The following is a 24,169-nucleotide window of genomic DNA, read 5'->3' as shown; positions in this document are numbered from 1 at the left end:
TCATTAAAGCGCGTGTTTTGCCAGTTCCTTAATGTCGCTTATCTCCAGCACCTGCTTGCTGCTACCATCGATAGCCGCATGAATCATAGCCAGGCCTACTTCCTTTAAGGTGCTGACACGGTTCGGCATTAATATGGCCATCAATTTTACAATAAGTTTATAAGCCGTTTTTGCATTTTGCTGTCCCGTGGTGGGGATCATGCCGCCGGGACGAAAATTATATGCCTTTTTAAAAGGCAGTTTCAGCAGGGCATTTTCCGTCCGGCCCTTGACGCGCGCCCACATCACCTTGCCTTTTTCAGAACTGTCGGTATGACTACCGGAAACAAAGCAAAAAGTTAATTCCTTATTGAACCGCAATACCGCATTGGCAAAGGCGATGGTCGTATCGTAGGTGACTTTCGTATATTGTTCCTCGCTCATCCCAGCGGAACTAATCCCGGCGCAGAAAAAACAGGCATCGTATCCTGCCAGTGTTTCTGCATTGGCATCTGCTTGCTGCAGCTCAGGAACAATCAGCTCTTTAAGCTTCGGGTGTTCCAGGTTAAATGGCCGCCGGTTGACCATAAGTACAGTTGAAATGCCTGGGTGTCGCAAACATTCCAATAGTACGCCCTCACCGACAAATCCGGTAGCTCCCGTGATAATGATTTTGATGCTCATTTTTTTGATGATAAAATACAAAGCTCGGCATTAATTTGCCACGCCGCTTTGTTGAGCGGTCTAAATTAAATTGCCATATAATTATTTGGATAACCTGCAGAAGTAGCAGCATCATTACCAGTTGTAAAAGGCCTGAAGGCTTCTGCGGGCTTTAAAGGATAGTACCGGTATGCCGTGCTATCAGCAGTCGGGGCGTTGTAAGCCAGTGTAACATAGACTATGGATGACCGGTTAAACGCGATGATGAACGATAAAGTTTTCAAGAGGATCGATTTAAGTTATAACGTTGATAGGATGCCGAGGCGTAGCGTCGGCCCGCCCACAGCAATACCGCAGCGATGCTGCCAAGAATTAAGTAATTGACCGCGATAGCCATGCCGAGTTTACCGCGCCCGAACACGTTGCTGAGCAGGGCTACAAAACTTGGCCCCAGCATCATTCCGGCGCCATTGTACCACATGATAAAGACAGCCGAGATGCGGCTGCGATACTGTTCAGGTGTGGAAACCTGCAGCGATGCGCCGGCTACACCTGCAAAAGGTTGAATGAACTGGATGAGGCCAAAACAAACCAGCGGGATGATCATCTGATGATCAAACGTGAAGCCTAAAAAGCCAATGACCGCCACCAGCAATGCCCTGATCGCAAAATGCCTCAGGTGCGCATCATAATGGCCTTTTTTAAAAATCCGGTCAACCAGCCAACCCGCAACAAGAACGCCGCCTACACCGAGGGGAACACCGATAAAGCCGAACAACAGCCCGATATTTTTAGCGTTCAGCTGGTGGGTCCTGGTCAGGTATTCCGGTCCCCAGGCGGCAGCGCCGTTCACCATGACACTCAGCAACCCGAATCCCGCGAAATGGCAGAACAGAAAAGCGCGGTTCTCGCGGATGAACCCGGAAAGTTTTCCGGAGTTATTGGGCTTAGCCAGATTTGCTTTTCCTGAACCCGGAGGAAGTAAAAAGATCAGCAGTGCAATGAGAAGGCCCGGAACACCCGCGGCCAGGAACACCCATTGCCATGGCTGGACATGTTCTAAAAATGGCAGCGGCATTAACGGCCCTTGCGCAGCTTTGCTGATCAGGTAACCGCTCAGAATGAACGAAACGGCCACACCCACAGTTGAACCTGCACTAAGTGCCCCCATAGCAGTAGAAAGCCGGTCAGCGGGAAACAGCTTGGTGACAATATTCCATCCTGCAGGCTGTAAGACGGATTCACCCAGCCCGACAAAGCACCTGGCGATCAGTAGTGCTGTAAAGCTACCGGATAAGCCACTGGCAATAGTAGCGATCGACCATAGCATAACCCCTGCATAAATAAGCCAGCGGTTGGAATATTTGTCCACCAGCCAGCCCATCGCCACGCTTCCCAGCAGGAAAAATACAGCGAATGCCGGTCCCTGTAACAGGCCGAACTGAAGGTCATTAATACCAAAGCTCTTTCGGATAGGCGCAATCATCAGGTTGATAGAATTCCGGTCAACCATGGATAGAATTACCAAAAACACGATAATGACTATACTGCGCCAGGCCCCGGCGCCCGTTGTATCTTGCTGTTTCATCGGCTGTTTAAATAAATAAGTGAGGGCGGTTAAAACTGAAGGCGGTAAACGAAATTCGGGAACAAACCGATCTGGTAAGCGGTGCTAACCCTTTCAGTTGCCGGGTTAAAGCGCTGGTCTACCAGTACATTCTGGTTATTGGTGATATTTTGTATATCCAGGTAGAAAGCGTGGGTAAGTTTACGCTTTTTACTATTGATCGTTAGGCCCACTTTGATGTCTAGTCGGAAAAAAGCGGCATTCTGCGCGGAATAAGCCGCATCTCCGGTTTGTAAGATCTCCCGGTTGTTGGCAATCGAAGCCGCATAATCTACCGGTGTATAATAACGCCCCCCGGCACGGGTCAGCTTCATATCCAGGCTGATCTTGTTGTTTTTGCCCGTTTTCCATTCCCGGCCGGCCAGCAGATTGTATACATATTTTCCGTTAAAAGCAGTATTCCGCTCGATGCCGTCGCTGCCTTTGTATTTCGATTGGTACAGGCTACCGGTGAATAAGCCGTAATAACCGTTGCTAAAGAACTTTTCTATCGTCAGTTCTGCGCCGTAATTGGTGCCGGTTCCGCTGTTGTTCAGATGCCCTTCTTCATTGTAATAATACGAACGTGCGCCCGCATTGAGCATGGAATAGCTGCTCAGCGTATTGCTCACCGGCACATCGTATAACTGCTGGTAATACAGTTCTGCCTTGACCCGCCAGTTCTGTACCGGTAAAGCCTCATAACCGATTACATAGTGGCGGCTCTTGGTAAAACCCAGGTCTTCATTTGACTTGTCGGTGGTTCCGTCGGTATTTTTTGACTGGTAGAAATAAATGTCGGTAGGCTGCATCTGGCTGTGCATGCCGAATCCTGCACTCAGCGTGCTTTTATCTGTCAGCTGGTATTTTAGCGACGCGCGGGGTTCCAGTGACGACGAACTATTCAGTGTAAGATATTGCGCATGAAGGCCAACATTTGCCACCAGGCGATCGGATAGATCATATTTCAAATGGGCATACCCCTGCATAAGGGAGGTGTTGCCCTTAAAATCCCAGATCTGTACCCAGTTATGCGGCGGTGACACCCGATCACGGTAAAAAAGGTTGATATCGATCAGTTCCTCAATAGCACCAATCTTCAAAAACAACCTGGGACTAATGTTGCTGTTAAAAGAAGTGTTAAGGGAATAACGCGACTGATCCATCGTTACTTCAACTACGCGGGCCGGGGCTGTTACACCGATGCTGTCAATATTTTGTACCGTGCCTGCATAAGTAACGCCCAGCACCGTATTGAAATAAGATTTGTTGCTGACCCGGATAAAGTGTTTCAGACCGAGCAAACCTATCCTGCTTTTCATATAGGAATCTCTTTCCGGATTACCGAAGATATCATCGGGGTTGACTTTGTCGTGCAGGATATCAATGCTGCTGGTTCCGCCGAGGCCGCACAGCGTGAACCGCCCCAGCTTTCCGTTGCCGCTGTTGATCTTAAAGGAAAGATCCTGATAAAATGGCGTGGCGGCGGTGCCTACCGTGATACCCAGCGATTGGGCCAGGCCGGTAAATGAATACCGGTAGGCGGCGACATAGGAAGAACCTTTATCCTTATTGATGGGGCCTTCGGTCATCGCTTCAAGACCGGTAAGCGCACCGAGCTGAATGGTCGTTTCCTGTTTATTGGCGTTGCCTGTACGAAAGCCCAGGTCAAACACCCCGGCATTGGCATTGCCATATTCGGCAGGAAAGGCCGATGTCAGGAAATCGGAATTTTTGAGGATATTCGTATTCAATGCGCTGGCCGATCCGCCGGTTGTCCCCAACGTGGAAAAGTGGTTGGGATTGGGAATATTCAGCCCCTCGATCCGCCAAAGGATACCCGACGGCGAATTACCGCGTACCACGATATCATTCCGGGAATCGTCAGGTGCACTCACGCCGGCAAAGTTCGCCACCAGCCTGGATGGATCGGAACGTCCGCCGGAATAGCGGTTCACTTCCTCCGGGGTAAAGGAGCGGCCGCTAACCGCGGCCAGTTGATTCACTGTTTCATGTTTTTTCGCACCTCCGCGCACAACGACCTCATTAAGTGACTTCGCATTTGCTTCCATGCCGATATCAAGAAGTACCTCTTTCCCGGAGGTGATCTCTACGTTAGGCTGGGTATACGGTGCATAGCCGACAACAGAAAAAACGATATCATAACGGCCAGGTGTTACTCCGGTGATACTAAAACGGCCGGCTGCATCTGTCGTTGTTCCCTTGCCGGTTTCGCCGCTGAGGCTAACGGTCACGCCGGGAAGCGTCAATTGGGTCAGTTTGTCGGTAACCGTTCCCCGGATCGTTTGGCTGGTTTGCGCAAAGCCTTTATGCAGTCCGGTCAGCATAAACAGCATCAGCAACAAACTCAATATCTTTTTGGCAACCGTGCTTTTCCCATGTCCTGATGTTACGGCGCCGTAGCGGATCAGGCTCTCTGCCGTGGCCAGGATCGCCTCTTTATTGCTTCGTGGCTGCCAGCCTAAAAGACTTTTTGCCTTATCATTGCTGGCATTCCGGTAACGGCCAAGCTGGGGGACGATATTTCTGGCGACCGGGCTGAACCAGGCGGCGATCCGCACCATCCAGTCAGGCATTATTTTGGTGGAAACCAATTCCGCCGCTTCACCTAAGTTATCTTTAAGCAGTTGGGCGATTTCCGGCAGGCTGATGATGCCGCCGGCCAAAGCCAGGAAACGCTGCCCGCCTGCGGCCGGATGGGTCATTGCCCGGATATGCAGGTCGGCGACATCACGTACATCCACGATACCCAGCGTGATATTGGGGATCCTTTTCAGCGAACCGTCCATGACCTTCTTCAATAATTCAAAACCGCTTGAAAGTTCCGAGCCAAGGGATGGCCCGAAGATCCCCATTGGGTTGATCACCGCAAGTTCCATCCCTCCGTCAGTATTTTGCATGAACTCCCAGGCCGCTGTTTCTGCCAGGACCTTGGATTTATTATAGGCTGATAGGCACGGCTCGTCTGGATCGGTCCAGTCTTTTTCAGTAATGATCGTCGAGGTATCTGCGTGGCTGTAACCCACGGCGCCGAAATTCGACGTCATTACCACCCGTTTAACACCAGCCGCTTTAGCCGCTTTAAGTACACGTAAGGTGCCCTCAACCGCGGGAATAATCATCTCGTTCTCGTCTTTGGGAATGCTTAGTCCGATAGGCGACGCTACATGCAGAACGTAATCGCAGCCATCGGCCGCTTGATCCCAATTGGCATCTTTTTTCAGGTCGGCCTCGGTAAACTCCAGGCAGTCAAAATCAGCAATACCGCCGGTCTTCAGCATATCGATCAAGTCATCTTTCCGGGACATTGACCGGATGGTGGTTTTCACGCGGTAACCCTTTTGCAGCAGTTGCCGGATGCAATGTGCCCCGACAAAGCCGGTGCCGCCGGTTACCAGTACCTTTTCCTTTAAATTTTGCTCTTTCATTGCTAAACATATTTGATAGCACAAAACTCCACGTTATAGAGGTCGGCAGTTTTGTTGAATGGGCATATTTAACTTTGTTGAGAGGACATCGAAATTAACGGGCTAAGGCAGCTTGTTTGTTAGCATAATAATTACTCAGTTTCAATTTATTATAGTAGAGTATTAAATTCAAAATCCCCCTTGCATCCCCGGGGCTCAACTTCTTCCACTATTATCGCTATATACATTGCAGGAACGGTTAAGCGGGGTTGTGCATCTTGGCATTAAGTTCCCATTCCCTGCCGAGAACCCAGGGCAGCCTAAAATCGTCGGTAGTGTGCAACTAAGCGCAAACGATGTCACATCCTGACGGCTTATTTCCAAGTCGCGAGTTGAAAAATAATTTTCTTTTTTTAAGTCTTTTTGAGTGATTTTTAATTCTTATTTCGGCTCAAAAAGCTTCTTTGAAAGCTTTGGTGACAAAGCAATTGACGATGAGTTCATTTTAAATATCAAGCTGATTGCTTCTAAAGAACTTATTTCTGATTTATATCGGGAAACAGTTGTTGACTTTTTTTTTAAAATTGTTTCAAAAGTCAACCGTATGAAAACAAGAAAAATCTGGGCTAATTTTAGTGTAAAAGATGCGAAGCGCACCAATCAATTTTATACACAATTGGGTTTTACTCCCAATGGGCCAAACAACTATCCGAAGTTGGCTAGTTTTATTTTTGGTGATGATGATCTTGTGATTCATTTTTTTGAACAGGGTTCAAAAATAGATGAGTATTTAATCCCCGGGTCGAAAACCACCAGCGAAATTATTTTCACACTTTCTGCAGAAACAGAGGCGGAAGTGAATGAATGGGCAGAGAAGGTTAAAAACGCCGGCGGTCATATTTTTCAGGAAGTGGCAAGAGATAAAGCCAATTATTATGGTTTTGCCTTTGCTGATCCCGACGGTCATAAATTCAATGTACTATTGATGGATAATATGTGAACAGACATGGGATATTCGAGAAAATTACGGCCAGCACTAACATTTGGTAATTAAGACTTAAAAATCTTCTACCCTGAGTTATATAATTTGGTTTGACTTGGCAGCTGATACCCTTAAGCTATACTGTCTGTTGAATGCTTCCTGTCTTACTTTAAAGTAGGCTGCCAGCTGGGTTATTCCTTTGTCCATACATACCTGATGATGTTTTTGTTCTTCGGCTTATACAAATATAATAGTGTTGATAAGTAAACAACCCYCACCTATGGTGGGGGTTGTTTACTATATACCTATTTTAAAACCTTGATCATAAAATCTTTATACTCCACCTTCATTGGCGGCCCAACATGCACCTGTACGCCAATAAGGCCATTTAATTTACGATTAAGAGTATCATTATCAGCTACTTCGCTCATGAGTTTGCCATTTAGGTAATGTTGCAACTTGTTTCCTTTGGCAATAATATGCAGCTCGTTCCAGCCATCGTAGTTAATACTTTTCAGCAACTCTTCTTTTGTGCCCAGCGAGTCGGTTATATGGGGTAGTTTACCTTTATCAATGGTAACTTTCTGCCCACGTAGGGCCAGAAACTGGCGACCGCGTTCTTCATAGTTCTGCCCGGAATAACGGGGATACCCCAGCTTGTATTTATCTTTCCCATCAATATCCTGCTGATAACCTTTCAGGGCATAGGGCAGACTGTCAATCCGTATACTACGGTAATTTACACCGCTGTTACCATTGGCCGATATACGATAGTTCACCTTCAGCTCAAAATTGGCAGGCTGACCGCCCTTCCAGATCAGGAAGGTATTGGCTTTTAAAAGTGTTGCAGGAGTAACTTCACCAATAATCTCACCATCTTCAACCCGCCAGTATTTGGGGTCACCCTCCCAGCCGTTCAATGTTTTACCATCAAACATGGGTTTAAAACCCTTATCCGCCTGTGTAATTAATGTAAACGCAGATAATAAAACAAACAGCAAAGCCGTGGGCAGCAAAAATTTATTGGTTTTCATATTCAGGATAATTAGTTAGTGAAAGATGCAAACAAACAACCGAATAACAATCCTGTACAATCCCGTTCCATAATCAGGCCGTTCCAATTACCCTTCAGAAAAATTGGAATTAAATAGAATTATTTTTAACTATACAACTGTAACGTTTACCGCTGCAGGCCCCCCAACCAAAAGTAGCGCATAAAACCATTAAACACTAAACCAGGCTATGGATGCAAAACCAGTAAAAATGAATCAAATTCAAAAATCTACATGTTGGATTGCTATTATTTTCATGATATTTAACAGCATTTCATTATATGCTCAAAGTGATTCGGGAGTAATGCATAAAGGTAAATCGCATGTTAAAATCAGCTTAAATGCCTACTCTTTTAACAAACCCCTTATGAATAATAAAGTGAACGGACACGGGGGTATGTCATTATTTGAGTTAATAGACTGGTCGGCAGCACAAGGTTTTGATGCGGTAGATATCACCGGTTATTATTTTCCGGGCTATCCTGCCGTACCCACAGACGAGTTTATTAACCGGGTAAAAAGGCATGCCTTTTTGCAGGGACTTGACATTAGCGGCACCGGGGTAAGAAACGATTTTACCAATCCTGATCCGGCAAAAAGGGCAGCTGATGTAAAACTCGTAAAAGCATGGATTGATGTGGCTGCCAAATTAGGGGCGCCGGTGATCAGGATCTTTTCCGGCCCGGTTCCGGCCGGTTATGAAAACCGGAGGGACGAAGTAACCCGCTATATGGCCGCAAGTATAAAAGAATGTGCTGCCTATGCAGCGCAACGAGGTATTTTGATAGGCATACAAAACCATGGTGATTTTATTAAAACTGCCGATGAAGTAATTAAACTGGTAAAAATGGTTAATTCAGATTGGTTTGGGGTAATTGTGGACAGCGRCTTTTTCCTTTACGCCGATGTTGAAAAAGCGATGCCTTATGCAGTGAATTTCCAACTTAAAGAAAGTTTCTCCGGACCTACGGGCCCAATAAAAATGGACGTGGTAAAAATAATGAATATCGTTAAACGCTCCGGCTATAAAGGTTACCTGCCTATAGAAACCCTGGAGTCTCCGGGTGCAAATAAAAGCGTAGAAGTCGGCAAAGGCGCCAAACCACCTTATGATCCTTATAAAACCATTCCGGTATTTCTTCAGGAAGTGCAGGCTGCCCGGCACCTGGTGTTTAATAACCCGTTTTAGTCAATAAAATTTAACTTGATGCTATTTGCAAAAATCGCTAACCGGTTTATTTATGGATCCTTAGCAGTATGATCGGTGGCTTGATTATCTTTGGTCTTGTAGCTAAGCGGTATCTAAAGTCCTATGAAAAAGACCAGTCTATCTTTGGCAGTGCTTCTTTTAGCCTCGCTGTTCATCTTTTTTAAAAAATCTGCTAAATCATCTGTAAAGGATAACCGGCCAAATATCGTGTTGACTATGGCTGATGATCTTGGATTTTCGGATGTTGGCTGTTACAGATCAAAGATACATACACCCAATATTGATTACCTGGCTGCTCATGTTATTAAAAAAATGATTGCAAATATTCCCACAAACTATCCGTCCTGGCTGGTGTTATTAGATAGTAATCAGCACTCTGTATGAACAATAGACCTACCCAACTAACCGAAGAGGAAAAGAAGCTCTTTGGCGATCTGATGCCGGAAGAACTGGAAGAGATTATACAGACCGGGCTTAACCGTCGTCATTTTATGAAGCTGATCGGCCTCGCCTCGGCGGGATTGCTGACCGGTTACTTATTAGGCGCTGAACGAGCCTTTGCCCGTGGTGTGGCACTGGGCGAAATTGACGAACTACCTGCTGCGGCTATCGAAAATGGCGTCAACGTTAGTTTTAAAGTGAATTCGGCAACAACCAGGTTGATGGTCGATCCACGCATGACCTTGCTGGATACGCTGCGTGAGCGTTTGGGTCTTACGGGTTCCAAAAAGGGGTGCGACCATGGCCAGTGCGGTGCCTGCACCGTTATTGTTGACGGTAACCGCGTGCTTTCCTGCCTGACATTGGCAGCGACCTGTGAAGGTAAATCCGTTATCACGATCGAAGGCCTGGCGAAAGACAATCAGCTGAACCCGATGCAGGAAGCTTTTTTAAAACATGATGGCTTTCAGTGTGGCTTTTGCACCTCCGGGCAAATTTGTTCAGCGGTAGCCTTAATGAAAGAAGCTAAAGAAGGACAAGCGAGCTATGTGACCGCGAATGTGCGGCAGGCGCAAACTTCCCTGATGCTGAGTAACGAGGAGATCGCCGAGCGCATGTCGGGCAATATCTGTCGCTGCGGGGCATACCCCAACATTGTGGCGGCTATTAAAGAGGCCCAAACCGGTAAAAGTGTGGAACAAATCTGGCTGACGATATGAGACCATTTAAATTTACCCAGGCTGGCAGCGCTCCTGCTGCTATCAGCCTGTTGACCAGTAATGTAAAAGCCAAATTCCTGGCGGGCGGCACTAACCTGCTCGATCTGATGAAGGAAGATGTGGAGCGCCCGGATGAGTTGATAGACTTAGGCAGACTAAACCTGATGACGACCAAACAATTAACAAATGGTAGCATCTCGCTGGGTAGCCTGGGTAAAAACACCGATGCTGCTAACCACCCTCTGGTGCGCAAAAATTTTCCGCTGTTAACCAAGGCCATTTTGGCCGGTGCTTCGGCGCAGATCCGCAATATGGCAACCAATGGTGGCAACCTGTTACAGCGTACCCGTTGCAGTTATTTTTATGATGTAGCCATGCCCTGCAACAAACGCGAACCGGGCACAGGTTGCGCGGCGATGCAGGGGATTAACCGGATGCACGCAATATTCGGCTGGTCGGATACCTGTATAGCGGTCTATCCGTCGGATATGGCAGTGGCGCTTACCGTGCTAGATGCCAATATCAAAGTACTTCAGCCAAATGGTACCGAACGCTTAATTTCTATCAAGGATTTCCATCGACTGCCCGGCGATCAGCCGGAGAAAGATAACATATTAAATCATGGTGAACTGATCACGGCCATAGAGCTCCCTGCAAATGCCTTCGCGGGGCATTCGGCTTATGTGAAAGTGCGCGACCGTAACTCTTATGCCTTTGCACTGGTATCGGTAGCAGCCGGCTTGGTGTTACAGGGTAACCGCATTGTGTCGGCACATTTGGCCATGGGCGGCGTGGCGCATAAACCCTGGCCCTTATTAGAAGCAGAACGATTTTTAAAAGGCAAAACGGCTACTAAAGCCAACTTTAGTTTAGCGGCCCAGGCGGCTATGCACAGCGCAAAGCCTTTAGCATACAATAAATTTAAAGTAGAGTTAGGCAAGCGCACTATTATCAGCGCGCTGGAATTGGCCTTAAAAGGTGATAGCTATAACGGATAATAATTATGGAAGACAAAAACACCATTGGCAAAGCCATCACCCGTATAGATGGTTTATTGAAAGTGACCGGTAAGGCTAATTATGCCACCGATTATCCGACAAAAGAAATGGCTTACGCCGTGCTTTTCAAAAGCACCATCGCTGCGGGTCAGATCACTTCGATCAATACCGCCGATGTAAAAAGTCTTCCAGGCGTGCTAACCGTGATCACGCATGAAAACGCGCCCAAACTCAACGTTAAAGGCGGGCTACGGGGTGGCGCTTTACTGCAGAGCCCCGAAGTTTATTTTTACGGGCAGCATATCGGTATTGTCGTAGCAGAGACCTTTGAACAGGCCACCCACGCGGCGAAAATGGTTAAGGTAACCTATACCCCAAATACAGACGCTAAAATTGATTTTGAAAAACTGGCGCCCGGCGCAGTAGTGCCTAAAGGCGAGGAACTGGCCGACCATAACCGGGGCGATGCAAAAGGGGCTTTCAACAGCGCGGAGGTCAAATTTGAAGGTACCTACCATACACCGATAGAACACCATCACCCCATGGAACCGCATTCGACTGTAGCGGTCTGGGAGGGCGATAAGGTAATTTTATACAATGGCTCGCAGATCATTAACGGGGCGCAGAACTCGGCGGCTGCAACGTTGAATATGAAACCGGAGCAAGTGCGCATCGTTTCTCCATTTATTGGCGGCGGCTTTGGCTCCAAGGGCGGCCAATGGGCTAATCTTGTTCTGGCTGCCGTAGCGGCTAAGGTTGCCGGCCGCCCGGTCAAACTGGCGCTGACGCGGCAACAAATGTTCAACTCGGTGGGTCTTCGCCAGCAAAATTTTCAGAAGATCAGTATCGGCGCTAAGCGCGATGGCCGACTGATCAGCCTGGCCCATGAAACCACAACGCATACCGCTATTGAGGATGAATTTATTGAAAGGTGCGGCGAAGGCGCGAAGATCATGTATGATGTCCCCAACTTATTGGTCAAATACCGGGTGGTGCCCATGAATGTCATTTTACCGACTTATACCCGCGGTCCGGGCCACTCTACCGGCAGCTTCGCCTTAGAATCTGCTATGGATGAATTAGCTCATCAACTTGGGATGGATCCGATCGAACTGCGTTTAAAGAACCAGCCGGATAAAGATCCATCAAGTGGTAAACCCTGGTCGTCACGGGCTACCATTAAATGTTTACAGGAAGGAGCCAAAGCCTTCGGTTGGGAAAAACGTAAAAAGCAGCCCGGTCAAAATAAAGTGGGTAACGACCTGATTGGTTACGGCGTAGCCTGCGGTACCTACCCGGCACGTCAAAGGCCAAGCTCGGCAACGATCAAGTTGACTCGCACGGGCAATACAGTTAACGCAGTAGTAGCTATCGCAGCATCTGACCTGGGGACGGGCACTTTTACTATACTAACGCAAACGGCAGCGGATGGTCTGGGTATGCCGCTGGCCAACGTTACTGTTAAACTTGGCGATTCTAACATGCCGCCTGCGGCCGGTTCAGTAGGTTCGGTTGGTGCGGCCAGTTTTGCCAACGCCGTTAATGATGCCTGCGAAAAGATCACCAATGAATTGGTCTACAAATCGGGTAAACAGTTTTTTGTGCGCCCTACGGCTTACCAATTGATGCAGTCGGAACAGGTTACTGAATTCGAGACCCGTGCCGATGCCAAAGCACCGGCTAATGCAGGCGAATATTCCTCGCATAGCTTTAACGCGAATTTTGCCGAAGTACGGGTGAACAGCTTAACGGGTATGGTGAAAGTAACCCGATTTTTGGCAGTGGTCGGTGCCGGTAAAATATTGAACCCTAAAACTGCTCGCTCGCAAATCATTGGCGGAAACACCTGGGGCATTGGTATGGCGCTGAGTGAGGAATCATTGATCGATCCACGCTGGGGTAATTTCGCAACCCGGTCATTTGCCGATTACCATGTGCCGTCCAATATGGATATTGGCCAGATGGACGCGATGTTCGTAAACGAAAAAGATAGTATCGTGAATAAAATGGGAATTAAAGGGATAGGTGAAGTGGGCATCGTTGGCGTAGCGGCTGCTGTTGCCAATGCGATCTTTAATGCTACGGGCAAACGGGTACGGGATGTACCGATCACACCTGATAAATTATTATAAGTTGATCCAACAGACCGTTTAAAACAGATTTGATTTATTTACTTTTAATGAAGATGAGGTTTCCGTAATTTCTAAAAAAATAGATGGGTGGCATTTTCATGCCACCCATCTATTTTTATTTGGTTATTGTTCTCAAATTTTCTGTCCATCCACACATCTATTCCGGCGCAACAAATCCGGCTATGGAATGTGCTGGATCCATGCCTGTGCCCAATGCAGATTTAAGATTTTTTGCCGTAACTTCATAACTATTTTTCGCTTCAAGTTTTACTGAGAGTTCCACAATGAAATCCTTTTCCGTGCTGCGTTTGGCTTCAAGCACTTTTACGTCGGGCGATAAAATGTAGTTCGAAACCTTGTCTGCTGTAGAAGGGTCGATCGCCACGTTAAAAATAAGCTCCACCTTATCGAGGGTGAGCGCCTGTGCAACTTGTAACTGGATTAGCTTTGGAGGCGTACCGCCGGCACAAGGGGGCAGGCCGCCACCAAAAGGAGCTGATTGGATAACAAGCTCACGGCAATCAATGGACGGATCTGTGAGCGGATTGGTACCGCCCCAGTTGTCCTTATCAATAAGTTTGAAGAGCGCCATCCACTGAAGGATGCTGGCGTTAATATAGCCGAATGCGGGGTCGCCGAGCCAAAGCATACTGGTAACCTTACCAAATGCAAAACGATCAGCTTGTCCCACTGCGGAATATCCACCTAAAATTTTAGGTTCACCGCCGTAAAAACAGCCAACACCATGAGCCATGGCCATCAGGAGCCCTTCAAAGTTAAAATCGATTAGTCTTGCCAGGCCGCCTGAAACCTGCACAATCTTTTTCCCATAAGCTTCAAAGGCATACACGTTTGGCAGCACGTCAAATACATCAAGGTAAAATACTATGTCTTTATAGAAACCACTGAGCTGTGCACTTGCAATGTCAAAGAAATATTTAGGCGTAGGATCCGAGAACGGAACCTGCCGGCCATTTTTGAGGATATCCTCGGCTTGTTTTTGTGTAAGCAGCGCCTGCGCACCATGCGGAACGACTGAGGTAATACGGCTATAAGTTTTAAAACTACCGCTACCAAGCTTTTTGGAAACCTCACCATCTCCTTTGGTCTGCTTGTGAACAAACTCAAAATGGGTATTAGAAGGCTTGGCCAAATTACTTATCCCGCTCACAGCCGCGTCATAAGCTTTAGTCCCTATTAAAGGATGGACATTTTCAGGATCATTTTTCAGAGAGTTTGGCAGGCTCCCGAATTTTATCTGCATATCAAAATCCCCTGCCACTACGCCACCCGTCAGGATAAGGTGCCCATCCGGAGAGTCTTTCCACAGGTTGGCTGTCGCGATATGATGCACGGCCCCGGTATAGGTGCCAAGGCTCGCAGACCGTATTTCAACCGGCTTGCCATCTTTATCAACCAATTCCATGCCGGGAGTAAGTTTACCGGCGGTCGTGAATTTTCCATTGGATAGCAGAAAAGGCTGTTCCTGTGTACAGATCAGGTCTTTTGCTACGTTATTTCCAAAGCCGATGTAAACCATAAAAGCCTGGGGGCCGTCGCCGGTACCCATACTGAATTTAACCAAGGATTCTGACCAATCGGTCTCATCTACGCCGCGGGTGAGCACTTTGGCGCCCACCGGAATAGTGTAGATCTCTGCGTAGCCGCCAGGTACGGCCACCAGCGTATCCTTGGCAAAACATGCGCAGCAGCACCAGCACCAGCTCTGTTGCCAGTTCTTGTCCTGAGAAATCAATTTGTTGCACTCTGCAAAATAGGTTGCAGGTGGAAAATATCTGAACTGGTTCGTTACAGGGTTCCAGCAGGTAGAAACCTTCACCTGGAAATAAATAATTCCGGCTTCTACACACTCGTCGTGGTAGTCGCCGTCTACACCGGTGAGCGTATCACAGTGGTAGGGTAATCCCAGCTCATCGCAGGGTAACCGCCCTTTATCCTTAATTCTTTGTAAGCAAACATTTGGATCGTATCCCATGATTTTTGTTTTTAGTGATGAATTATTGAAGTTCAGATCGTCTAATTTTTATTGTTGCATTTTCTCCATTTTTGCTCAGAGACAAATGTCAATCGGGAGAGCGTTTATTCCGTTAAATATTGCTCCTCCCATCGGTTTAAACCGGTTTTAAACGGATGCTGGTCTGGGCAGGTATCCGTCCCCCTCCTCGCCTTCACTTTTACCACACAGCCACATTTTCCGCAAACAGATTTATTATTCATTGCGCCGGCAATGCTGTAAAGGGCATTTTGATTTGAAGATGGCACCCGCAGATTGGGACAAACGTTACAAGCGTTAATCCTGCGCTCGTAGGTTTCATTTGACACCGTAGAAAAACCGGTACCTGCCCATTTCAGCAGCGACCGAGCTGCTCGTTTCACAAGGGTAGCTGCCGGAATGTCGCTCCCCTCCTTTTCTGCAACGGGAGGTGGATGGTCAAGCAAATAAGTAAGGTACTCTGTCTCATTTCGCACCACCAGGAGATTGTGCGCGTAGTTCGGATCTGCCAGTGCGGTACGGAGCGTTCTCTCCGGCACGGGCTCATCCAGGCCCAGGATCGCTGCCATCTCGATGCATTGTTCCTGAAGCTTTCGTTCATTCGCGTTTTCGTTCATATCTAAATCTGAAATAAATTTTTTTATATCTATTATTAATACAACTTGGCATTATACAGCCCGATCAATTGCACATTCAGGAGTTTTTTTCCATCAATATGTCCATCCTTCAAAATAGTTTTAATAGCATCGCTATTGAGGTCGAACTCCAGCTTCCAGCTTGTGGGAAGTTTTTTTGCATCCCAGGTAATGCTGCTAATTATCCCCTGGCCTTTATTCAATGGAGGGGTACCGGTAGTAGTACTGTCTGCCACCAGCTTCAGAAATGTCGATCCATCCATTACGGTAACCCCTTCGCCGAGCTCGAGCTGCAGGATAATGGTGTAATAGTTAAAGCTGTTGAAAAAGCCTATCTGTGTCGGATCAATTTTAAGCGTGAGCGTTTGTACGGCGGCATTTTCTGTATCCATAAGGAATGCAACCCACGCGCTGCTTTGCATATTGCCATTTACGAGGATGCCACCACTTAAGGGGTATTTCGCCAGTTCGGCCTTAACATCAGTTTCCAGTTTCCCGTCAAAAAAGGCTGTATATTTCAACGTGATGATCACATCAGACAACTGGTTGAAGTCGAACCGGTTGGTCTCCTTAGGCATACTGAGCTCCCAGTCTGAAACTGCGCCGGTATTTTCAAAGGGAAGGTAGCGGGGGTCCTGGAAATCCATAACGAACATTCCTGAATCATCCACGCCTTTTGAAAGGGCGATGCTTTGGTTTACACCCCAATCTTCGCGAAGGCCGGTGGATGGTTTGGGATTTTGGCTGCTCAGCAGATATTTTACGGCCGCAATCGCATTGCCATCCGTTACCACATAATTCTTGGTTTGTTTCAGGATGGCTTTCACATCCTGGTATGGCCCGAGCACCGCAGGAATTGAAACAGAGATCGTCTTGATCTTGCGGGCGTACTGTCCTGGATAGTCATAATCAAACAGCGCTTCAGTAAACTGGAATGAGCACTTGCCTGTATTGACAAGGCTAAGCAAGGCGTTAGGCGCAAGCATCGAAAGCGGGATAGTCTTTACTATATCCAGTGTCCGTACATCGCCCGCCCTGAATGCGCTGTCCATGCGGTTCAAGGCCAGCCTCAAACCTTCTCCCGCTGTCAGCCCTTTATGCAAGCTGTCCCAGTAGTCAAATGAAAGAAAACGCTGTGTGCTGTTCAATTCATATTGGAAGGATGCTTCGGCCTGCCGGGCTGCTTCAAGGGCCAGCGCGTAAGTTTGGAAGTAGGTACCGCTGAGGCTGCCGATCATCCATTGGTATAATTCCTGGTTCGTGAACTTGTCCTTGAGATAGGTTTCCACTACCTTGTTCTGTTCGATAGTTTTGAGGTGGATAGTCAGGTCTTGCTGTGCCGAGGCGAGTTGATAGTTTGTGGCGTCGATCTGTTGCTGAATATTCTGCGAATCGTATACCGCCTGCTGTTTTTGCAGCCCCCATTCCTGGCCGCGGCGTTCATATCCCCCCATAGTGGCAGACTGCTGTGAGACAAAGGCGCTTACGGTCGCCCCGATTTCAAACGCGCCTGAAGCGGCATTCACTGCGGAGCCAACCTGTATTCCGCCATAGGTCATCGCGAACGGTGAACCTACCTGAGGTATCGCAAATCCTATGGAGGCAGCAGTCTTGCTGATCCCCGCCAGGATGTTGAACGCCAGCCCGGCTGCAGCAGCATCCAGACTGGTCTTTTCAAAACCGCTTAATCCTGCGTCAATCAGCTCAGTGTAATAGGTCAGCCTGTTATTGGCCGATGCAAGGGAGCTGTTTAGCCCTGCAACTGTTGCCTTTAATTCAGATATCCGGTCCTCCTTTATCGTGGTAGTCATATCCAGTATCTGCCCTTGCTGATTTGCCTGCAACGCTGAAAGGGCTTCGGCATCATTCTTTTCCAGTGCACCTAACAAGGCGCTGCCCAGTTCAATAAGGGTGCTACACAACATGGCAGATACGCTGCTGATAGATGTATAGCGATAAGGCGAGATCTTTGGCTTTGAATCGGTGAGCATTTGTATATTATTGCCCGCTTTAGCCGCTTTGATAAGGTCAAGCGGGTTAAGCGGCGGCTCGAAGAGCGGCAGTTGCCTGAATATGCCATTGATGTTGAGGGAGTGGTTTATCTTATACATGCGGTCTTCTACCAGGTCCCAGCGTCTCATCAGGTCGGCGTTTTCCGGCACACAGAAATAGACGTTCAGATCGTTAAAGGCATGGCCGAGCATCGGAGTGTCTGACCCTGTGCCTGATCCGGTAAAGTGCTCCAGCTCGATCAGGAACTGCGGGATGCCGTTTGGATACTTCGCTGCAATCTGGTTGAAAGTCAACACAACATTTTCTCCGGGGCAAACCCCCACCTCCTGCGGACGCGGGCCAAGCAGATTGTACGCATAAACATAGATCATATAAGCCGCCGTGATGGATTCCCAGGTATCCTCAGTGAAAAGGTTATCGCCCCAGGCCACCAGGTTATCTATGTACTGTATCAAAGTTGCTTTTTCAAATGCACCTATCCTCAGCCTTGCTATTGCAAAGGGGTCGAAAGGATCATCATTGTAAACCCGCATCGCCGGGTTTTTATCAGACAGCATTTCCTGCAGGCTTTCCAGGTTGTGGGTGCGGAATGGCCTGAATTGCCAGTAATGCCCTGACGGTGCATTCAATTGATAATTCAACAGGATGTTACGGACCATTGTTATCTGGTCATCAGTAAGGCTCGGATCAGCAACTTTCAGAAAAGCCAGGTCAGTGGTGGCTTTGAACCCGGGGTTTACTTCACCAATTGCATTCAAAATGGGTGCAGCCGGGTCGCCTATATTATGGGTTTTCAAACTGCTCACAATGCCGGTGGCTTGTTGTATAAATATCTTCCCTTCTGAATCCTGCACAATGGCCTCCGGTGTAACATATTCCTCCCGGATAGTAGGATTGAATATATATTGGTGCCAGGTTGTAGCGTCAGGGAATTTCTGGTTGATCTTTAGCGTGTATGACACCAGCATGGGGATATGATAAAAGATCTCCCAATAGTATTGACCATAAAGTCCATCGAAATCCACTTGTGTTGCATCCAGCGCCGATGGCCATACAAGGTTGGTTACCGAGGGTTTAAACCTGTCGAACGGAAGCACAGGAACAACCGGTATCTGCTGCGTTTTCAGACTAAGCAGTTCGTCTACCCCGTTTACGAACAGCGCACGACTGATCTTGTTGATGGCGCCGGTAGAAAGACGTACCACATCAAATACAAATTCGGCAGTAGTAGTATTATTTTTTGCGTCGCCGTCGTTATTGTAAGTAAGCTGGACCGCTTTCGGACAAGCAGCCAATATCTTATAAACCGAGGCTATTTGTGATTGCGAAACTTTATTAGCACTTAACAGGTTGCCCAGTGCGGTCATCACGTTCCTGCCTGTAAGCAGCGTATCATCAATCCTTCCAACCGGATCAATGATGCTGAATTTCATCAATGCCTTGAATATATCTTCCGAAACAGGTTCGCTTACCCCTACAGGAACAAAATCCTGTTTAAAAATAATCGCTGCGTTATTGAACGCGCGGTACACGTAACCAATTTGCACATCCGTCATTTCCTCCAAATCCACAAAAAACTCCAGGGTGCTGTAAAAATTCTGCCACGTCGCCTCCATCGTCGGCCTTCCATTAGATATCAGGCTAAACTTTATCAGGCGGTCATATATTTTTTTAGATAACGCTACACTAATGTCTTCCTCTTTTTCAACAGGATCGTAAACCTTGTATTTCATGATGGCAAATGCCTGTGTTAGCAGCGGGTCGCCAATACGCAGGCCGAGCGCAAAAGTGCTGAACGCAGTTTTCTCTATCGATTTGGGTTTAGGGGCCAGCAGGAATATTTCATCGCTAACGGTAAACATAAACCATCCGGGTTGCGTTGCAACTGGCACAATATTACTGCCCTTGACTTGGCTGAACAGGGGTGTCGCCTCCATGTGATTGAAAAGTACCTGTAGCACAGCAGAGAATTGCACTGGCCCAAAAGAATCATAGGCGGTGATACCCTCCAATGACTTATACAGGTCAAGCGTAATCATGGCAGGCAGGCTTACCAGCCCGTTTGCGTCAATTACCAGTGCAGTTTTCAATGCAATAAATATTTGGGTACTGAGGTCTGAATTGATACCGGTAGTTATAAAGGAATCCCCGTCCAGCTGTGTAGCCTGGCTGGTTGAATCAAGGCTACTGGCCATTTGAGCTTTACGGTTACAGCTAATGGCTTCTGCACAACGGGCAATTTGCATCACTTCACCCGAGCTTTGCAGCTCTGCCTGGATATTGGATAAAGGCCCGTTAGCCAGGTAAGGATCGTTCATTATAAATTCTTCGTGCTGAACCAGCACATCATGCTCAAGGCTTGCATTGATCATGCGTACCTTCATTAATGGCAGATAGCCGGTGTTTTGCCCTACGATCATCCGGTTGTGATCTTCTGCCCTGACATGCAGGTTGGCCCAAAAGGCTGCTGCATTGGGATCGGTTGTTGGAGATGAGACCTCTGCATCCACTATCGATCCTGTGTTCGCTATGTTCGGTCCGTACATTACAACCAACCGTTCTGAACCTGCCTTATAAGATGGCGGGGTAACGTAGTTGTCGGCATTTACGCTAAAGGCAAATACTTTATTCCAATCCGGATCATCCAGGTTGAAGTCTCCTTCAAAAATAGGCGAGTTCTTCAGGTTGATCTTCCGGCTGTCATCCGCATTAAAATAAATCGTTTCCTGGTCAACAAGTATTTGGGGTTGTACCCACTCGCCATCCTGATTCAGGAAGGAATATTTCAGCGTTGCCGTATACACAAGGCTGTTATTCGTAGTTACGTCCCCTTGTGTGCCAGAAACTGAAGAGCTGTTGTTCTTTGTAATTTCGGCCCAAAAAATGAATGGACGGTTGAATGCATAGATTAAACTGCAATTAGGAGAATTAATGGTAAGGTCTATTTTTTCCCAGGGAGTCCATGGCATAAATTCCGGCTGCTCACAATAGTAATAAACATAAGGGCCTGTTTTGGTGCGTGACAGCAGGTAGATCGTGTCTCTGTTTTCAATTCGATTGCGGTAGGCGTCCACCGGCTTCAACTCCGCTACGGCCGAAAAACCGTTGATATAGCTGCTGAAAGCCGAGCCTACATAGGCCTTGGTGATATCGCCCTGTTGCAGGGTTTTGGACAGAGCCGCAAACTGGGGCGTTACATTTTTGCGAAGCGTAGGGATGAGATAATTCTCCGGGTAAACAAATATCTGGCGGTTGGCTTCCCAAACCCTGTAATTCATCATCCACTCCCACCAGGGCTCCAGTATGTTGCTCATATCAAGTACGCCGGGCTCAAGCCTTAGCCGGCAGCGCTGGAGATAAGTCTGGCAGGCATTCAACGCCTCTTTTACATATGAGATGCTCGTTTCGGGGCCCATTTCTACATCCGTGAGCAGAAACTCATACACGTTGCGTACTGCCGTAATATCTTTATAATCCGAATTAAGCTCGGCCAGCACAAGGGGTAACAAAGCGTCGCGCAGATGCAGCGCGAGGTCGCCTGAAAGTGTTGCCCATACGCCAGGCCACCCCTGCCCATATAACCCCGCGATTTTATCAATGAGCTGCCCGCATGTCTTCTTATATAATTCCCAGTTCCCGGTTGCAGGTTTTGCGGCCAGGGTCACAAGGCTGTCAATTAATTCGGGGTTCGCCCCCAACTTGTCCATCAGCGTAATGCAGACCTGCAGGTCCTGTAGCTTTTGGCATATAACCGTATCCGCTTTTAGCGGCCCTTTTAGCAGGCTTTCCACATCGCGAGGTAACCAGCCTGTGGCATTTTGCAGCGCATTCAGCTGATCTTCCAGAGGGGCATTTTTTGAAGCCAGTGCGATGTAAACCAACAGGTTTTGTTGGAAGTCGCCATAAGCCTTCATCATAACCTGCACCATGCTTATCCATTGAACAGACTGTAAACCTATGCTGTCAAACTTATCAGGCAGGCCATAAGCCCCCGGATATCCGGCTATACCTGCCATCATCCCGGCAGGCAGGGCAATGTCATCTGATAGCGCGATCCAGCGGGATACCCATTTTAACACATCGCGTACATATGGTCCGTATTTCGGTGTCTTACCATCTGTATCGGCTGTCATAAATCCATCTTCCCATGTAGTTACACCGGTGGGTTTTGTTACTGCCGCCACGGCCATTTCACGTACCGCGGTGATACGCGGCACATCGGCGCCAAAAAGGATGGCTATCTGGGCGGTTATGTCGCTGCCTGTTTCCGGGGTACCAGGCTTCACGTTCACCCATAAGGTGCGCAGCCATTCATCCACCCGGTCGGGCTGATAACGTGGATTCACATACACCGTCAGATTGCCGTTTATAATGTAATCCATGTGATAAGGATTGACGCCTTGGTCATCCATCCAGCGTGCGGTTTTAACCAGCTTGTTAAGCTCGGCAGCGCTGGGCCACTGAGGATCGGCCGGCTTCATGATCTGTAAAAAGAGGACATATGCCTCCATTCCCATCCGCAGGCTGCGGCTGAGCAAGGCGTGACGGTATAGTACGGAAAGTACATCCACCGTCAAGTCCTTTTCCGTCGTTCCATAAAGATATTTTCCAAGTGTGTTTGCATCGTTGAGAGTCATGCCGAGACCAGGCAAAACCCGGTTGATAGATGCGGTGTTATCTTCTTCGGGTTTTTCCGGCGTCCATTTCAGCGGTGTAATGGTATAAAGCGAGTTCAACGGGTTCTCCGAAGGGCGGTAAGCAGGTTTAGATGCAACTACACCCGCAGAATTGAAAAGTGTATCAAAAGCTGAGCCGCTCCCGTTTATTACTTTGCCATATGTTTTGATTGGCCCAAGCATCATAGAAGCCGTGGCCAAGTCCATATCCAGGAGCTCGGCGCTTTCCAGCAATTGACTAAGTTCAGCAATTGCGGTATCGTCTAATAAAGGATTGGCGCCTTTTTTTATGCAGCGCAAGGCCCAATCGGTATCAATTACCGTTTGCCCGATGGCAGCAGCTAACCGCTTGATCCTGTTTATCTGGTCCAGTGGCACCACATCCAGGTTGGTCAGTACATAAGGTCCATCGTTTACGGGCTGTTCAATCTTGACCCATTCGCCATTAAGCCCTTCGTTAATATAAAAATGCTTCTGCAACCCGGCTGCCTTTTCCGCATCATTCAGGTCCTGGTCTAATAGCTTCAACAGATCTGCAAAGTTTATCCAGGTCTTCTGTATAAATGTATCCGCATCTTTAAGCTTGGTGATGTCTGTTACATTATAAAACGGGGCGATATCGGCAGCAGTTTGGAGTTGGGTGATGACAATTTTTTGCTGTTCGGGAGAAAGCGTGAGCCCGCGCGCGTATGAAATTGCGTCAGGCTGCTTCCACGCCAGCAGAATATCACCGTAGGGCGCTTCGGCCTTGTTAAGCAACACATTGATCTGGTCCAGCGGATAATTGAAAGGTAACTGTATGGGGTAGATCAGCGTGGTGGCCATTGCTTCTATAACCTGATCGGGCGTAGTTTTTTCAAGATAATCCTGGGCATAAGCGGTCAGCCTTTCATTCACGATCTGAAGATAAGGAACCAGGTCGTTGGTTTTGGTGCAGCTAAGCTCGATCTCCCCGATGTCGGGCCTGCGGGAAGTGAAAAGAAACTCCGGAAGAATGGTGCTCTTATTGGGCTTGGTAACGTATTCTTCAATAATACGCTGCAGATCAACCAGGTAAGCTGCCGCGCCGAAAACAGAACGGCATTCCTTACAATTGCAATAGTCCAGGGTGCCAAAAAGGTCCTGGTAGCTGGGCAGGTTCGAGAAAGTTTTCTCCACATCGGAACTGACGTTATTCAGTACAGAACCGCGGTATAAAGGAGACGCCACGGTGCCACGGATGGAAGCCCAGAGGTGCATGGACTTGTTGCGGACGCCTGTGGCGCGCTTATGGAGATCCTCCGCTTCATGATTTTCCAGGCCCAGCTCGCCGGCAAATTCCTTTACGAATTTTTCCCTCGGTATAATAGCCAAATGATTAGCAGATGTGATGCCTTTACTCATCAGCGTTTGTACTACCCTCCCGCTTGAATGGAGCTTATCCAGCCGCTGCTTTGCCTGCAGGGCTTTCACCGTTGGCGCTTTAGCATGTGTATCCAGCTTCAATTTTTTCAGCGTGGGCTTGTTGAAAAGGTCCGCTGAGTGGATGTCAAGGTCAGGATTGTCATCTGTGAATGCCTGGGCCAACTTGAACGTTGCCGGTTGATTCGCGTTATTTTTTGAGGCCATGTTGACTTTGTTT

Annotated in this window: 13 protein-coding genes and 1 pseudogene; 6 read left to right on the top strand and 8 right to left on the bottom strand. The window is 47.9% G+C overall.

The features are described from left to right. Window positions 1–3 precede the first annotated feature (3 nt). The 4 genes and pseudogenes from AC1DRQ_RS02570 to AC1DRQ_RS02555 all read right to left on the bottom strand — a co-directional run. Window positions 4–663 (bottom strand): NAD-dependent epimerase/dehydratase family protein, encoded by a 660-nt coding sequence (locus AC1DRQ_RS02570; protein ID WP_477422049.1) that lies wholly within the window; start codon window positions 661–663, stop codon window positions 4–6. 65 nt (window positions 664–728) lie between these two features. Beyond that, complete coding sequence (locus AC1DRQ_RS02565; RefSeq protein WP_429393384.1) at window positions 729–926, bottom strand: hypothetical protein; 198 nt, start codon at window positions 924–926, stop codon at window positions 729–731. Continuing rightward, window positions 923–2,230: an MFS transporter gene (locus AC1DRQ_RS02560; protein WP_477422048.1), complete on the bottom strand. Its 1,308-nt coding sequence runs from the start codon at window positions 2,228–2,230 to the stop codon at window positions 923–925. Before AC1DRQ_RS02560 ends, AC1DRQ_RS02565 begins: the two co-directional genes overlap by 4 nt. Window positions 2,231–4,293: 2,063 nt before the next feature. Next, window positions 4,294–5,697 (bottom strand): annotated as a pseudogene (locus AC1DRQ_RS02555) (NAD-dependent epimerase/dehydratase family protein); the annotation flags it as partial. Window positions 5,698–6,103: 406 nt separating this feature from the next. Between AC1DRQ_RS02555 and AC1DRQ_RS02550 the strand changes: the two are divergent. Beyond that, on the top strand, window positions 6,104–6,676 hold the full coding sequence (locus AC1DRQ_RS02550) for a VOC family protein (RefSeq protein WP_477422047.1): 573 nt from the start codon (window positions 6,104–6,106) through the stop codon (window positions 6,674–6,676). 287 nt (window positions 6,677–6,963) lie between these two features. Here the strand turns inward: AC1DRQ_RS02550 and AC1DRQ_RS02545 are convergent, their stop codons facing one another. Further along, window positions 6,964–7,692, bottom strand: coding sequence for a 3-keto-disaccharide hydrolase (locus AC1DRQ_RS02545; RefSeq protein ID WP_477422046.1), 729 nt, complete (start codon window positions 7,690–7,692; stop codon window positions 6,964–6,966). Between the two features lie 385 nt (window positions 7,693–8,077). Between AC1DRQ_RS02545 and AC1DRQ_RS02540 the strand changes: the two genes are divergently transcribed. From AC1DRQ_RS02540 to AC1DRQ_RS02520, 5 genes are all read left to right on the top strand, one after another. Beyond that, window positions 8,078–8,899 (top strand): sugar phosphate isomerase/epimerase family protein, encoded by an 822-nt coding sequence (locus tag AC1DRQ_RS02540; RefSeq protein WP_477422045.1) that lies wholly within the window; start codon window positions 8,078–8,080, stop codon window positions 8,897–8,899. A 123-nt stretch (window positions 8,900–9,022) separates the two neighbouring features. Further along, window positions 9,023–9,304 carry a hypothetical protein gene (locus AC1DRQ_RS02535; protein ID WP_477422044.1) on the top strand — a complete coding sequence of 94 codons (282 nt, stop codon included), beginning with the start codon at window positions 9,023–9,025 and terminating at the stop codon, window positions 9,302–9,304. Next, window positions 9,301–10,080 (top strand): (2Fe-2S)-binding protein, encoded by a 780-nt coding sequence (locus AC1DRQ_RS02530; RefSeq protein ID WP_477422043.1) that lies wholly within the window; start codon window positions 9,301–9,303, stop codon window positions 10,078–10,080. The genes AC1DRQ_RS02535 and AC1DRQ_RS02530 overlap by 4 nt, the downstream gene beginning before the upstream one ends. Further along, window positions 10,077–11,078 (top strand): FAD binding domain-containing protein, encoded by a 1,002-nt coding sequence (locus AC1DRQ_RS02525; RefSeq protein ID WP_477422042.1) that lies wholly within the window; start codon window positions 10,077–10,079, stop codon window positions 11,076–11,078. Before AC1DRQ_RS02530 ends, AC1DRQ_RS02525 begins: the two co-directional genes overlap by 4 nt. 5 nt (window positions 11,079–11,083) lie before the next feature. Then, window positions 11,084–13,210: a xanthine dehydrogenase family protein molybdopterin-binding subunit gene (locus AC1DRQ_RS02520; RefSeq protein WP_477422041.1), complete on the top strand. Its 2,127-nt coding sequence runs from the start codon at window positions 11,084–11,086 to the stop codon at window positions 13,208–13,210. 157 nt (window positions 13,211–13,367) lie between these two features. On the opposite strand, the gene AC1DRQ_RS02515 is transcribed toward AC1DRQ_RS02520, so the two are convergent. The 3 genes from AC1DRQ_RS02515 to AC1DRQ_RS02505 all read right to left on the bottom strand — a co-directional run bounded on the left by AC1DRQ_RS02515 (window position 13,368) and on the right by AC1DRQ_RS02505 (window position 24,156). Beyond that, window positions 13,368–15,206: a hypothetical protein gene (locus tag AC1DRQ_RS02515; protein ID WP_477422040.1), complete on the bottom strand. Its 1,839-nt coding sequence runs from the start codon at window positions 15,204–15,206 to the stop codon at window positions 13,368–13,370. A gap of 104 nt (window positions 15,207–15,310) precedes the next feature. Further along, window positions 15,311–15,841: a hypothetical protein gene (locus AC1DRQ_RS02510; RefSeq protein ID WP_477422039.1), complete on the bottom strand. Its 531-nt coding sequence runs from the start codon at window positions 15,839–15,841 to the stop codon at window positions 15,311–15,313. Between the two features lie 35 nt (window positions 15,842–15,876). Beyond that, window positions 15,877–24,156, bottom strand: coding sequence for a Tc toxin subunit A-related protein (locus AC1DRQ_RS02505; protein ID WP_477422038.1), 8,280 nt, complete (start codon window positions 24,154–24,156; stop codon window positions 15,877–15,879). Window positions 24,157–24,169 lie beyond the last annotated feature (13 nt).

The sequence above is a fragment of the Mucilaginibacter sp. P4_E8 genome, from assembly GCF_056401495.1.
Note: the sequence above shows the minus strand (reverse complement) of the source record. Positions and strands in the feature narration are given on the sequence as shown.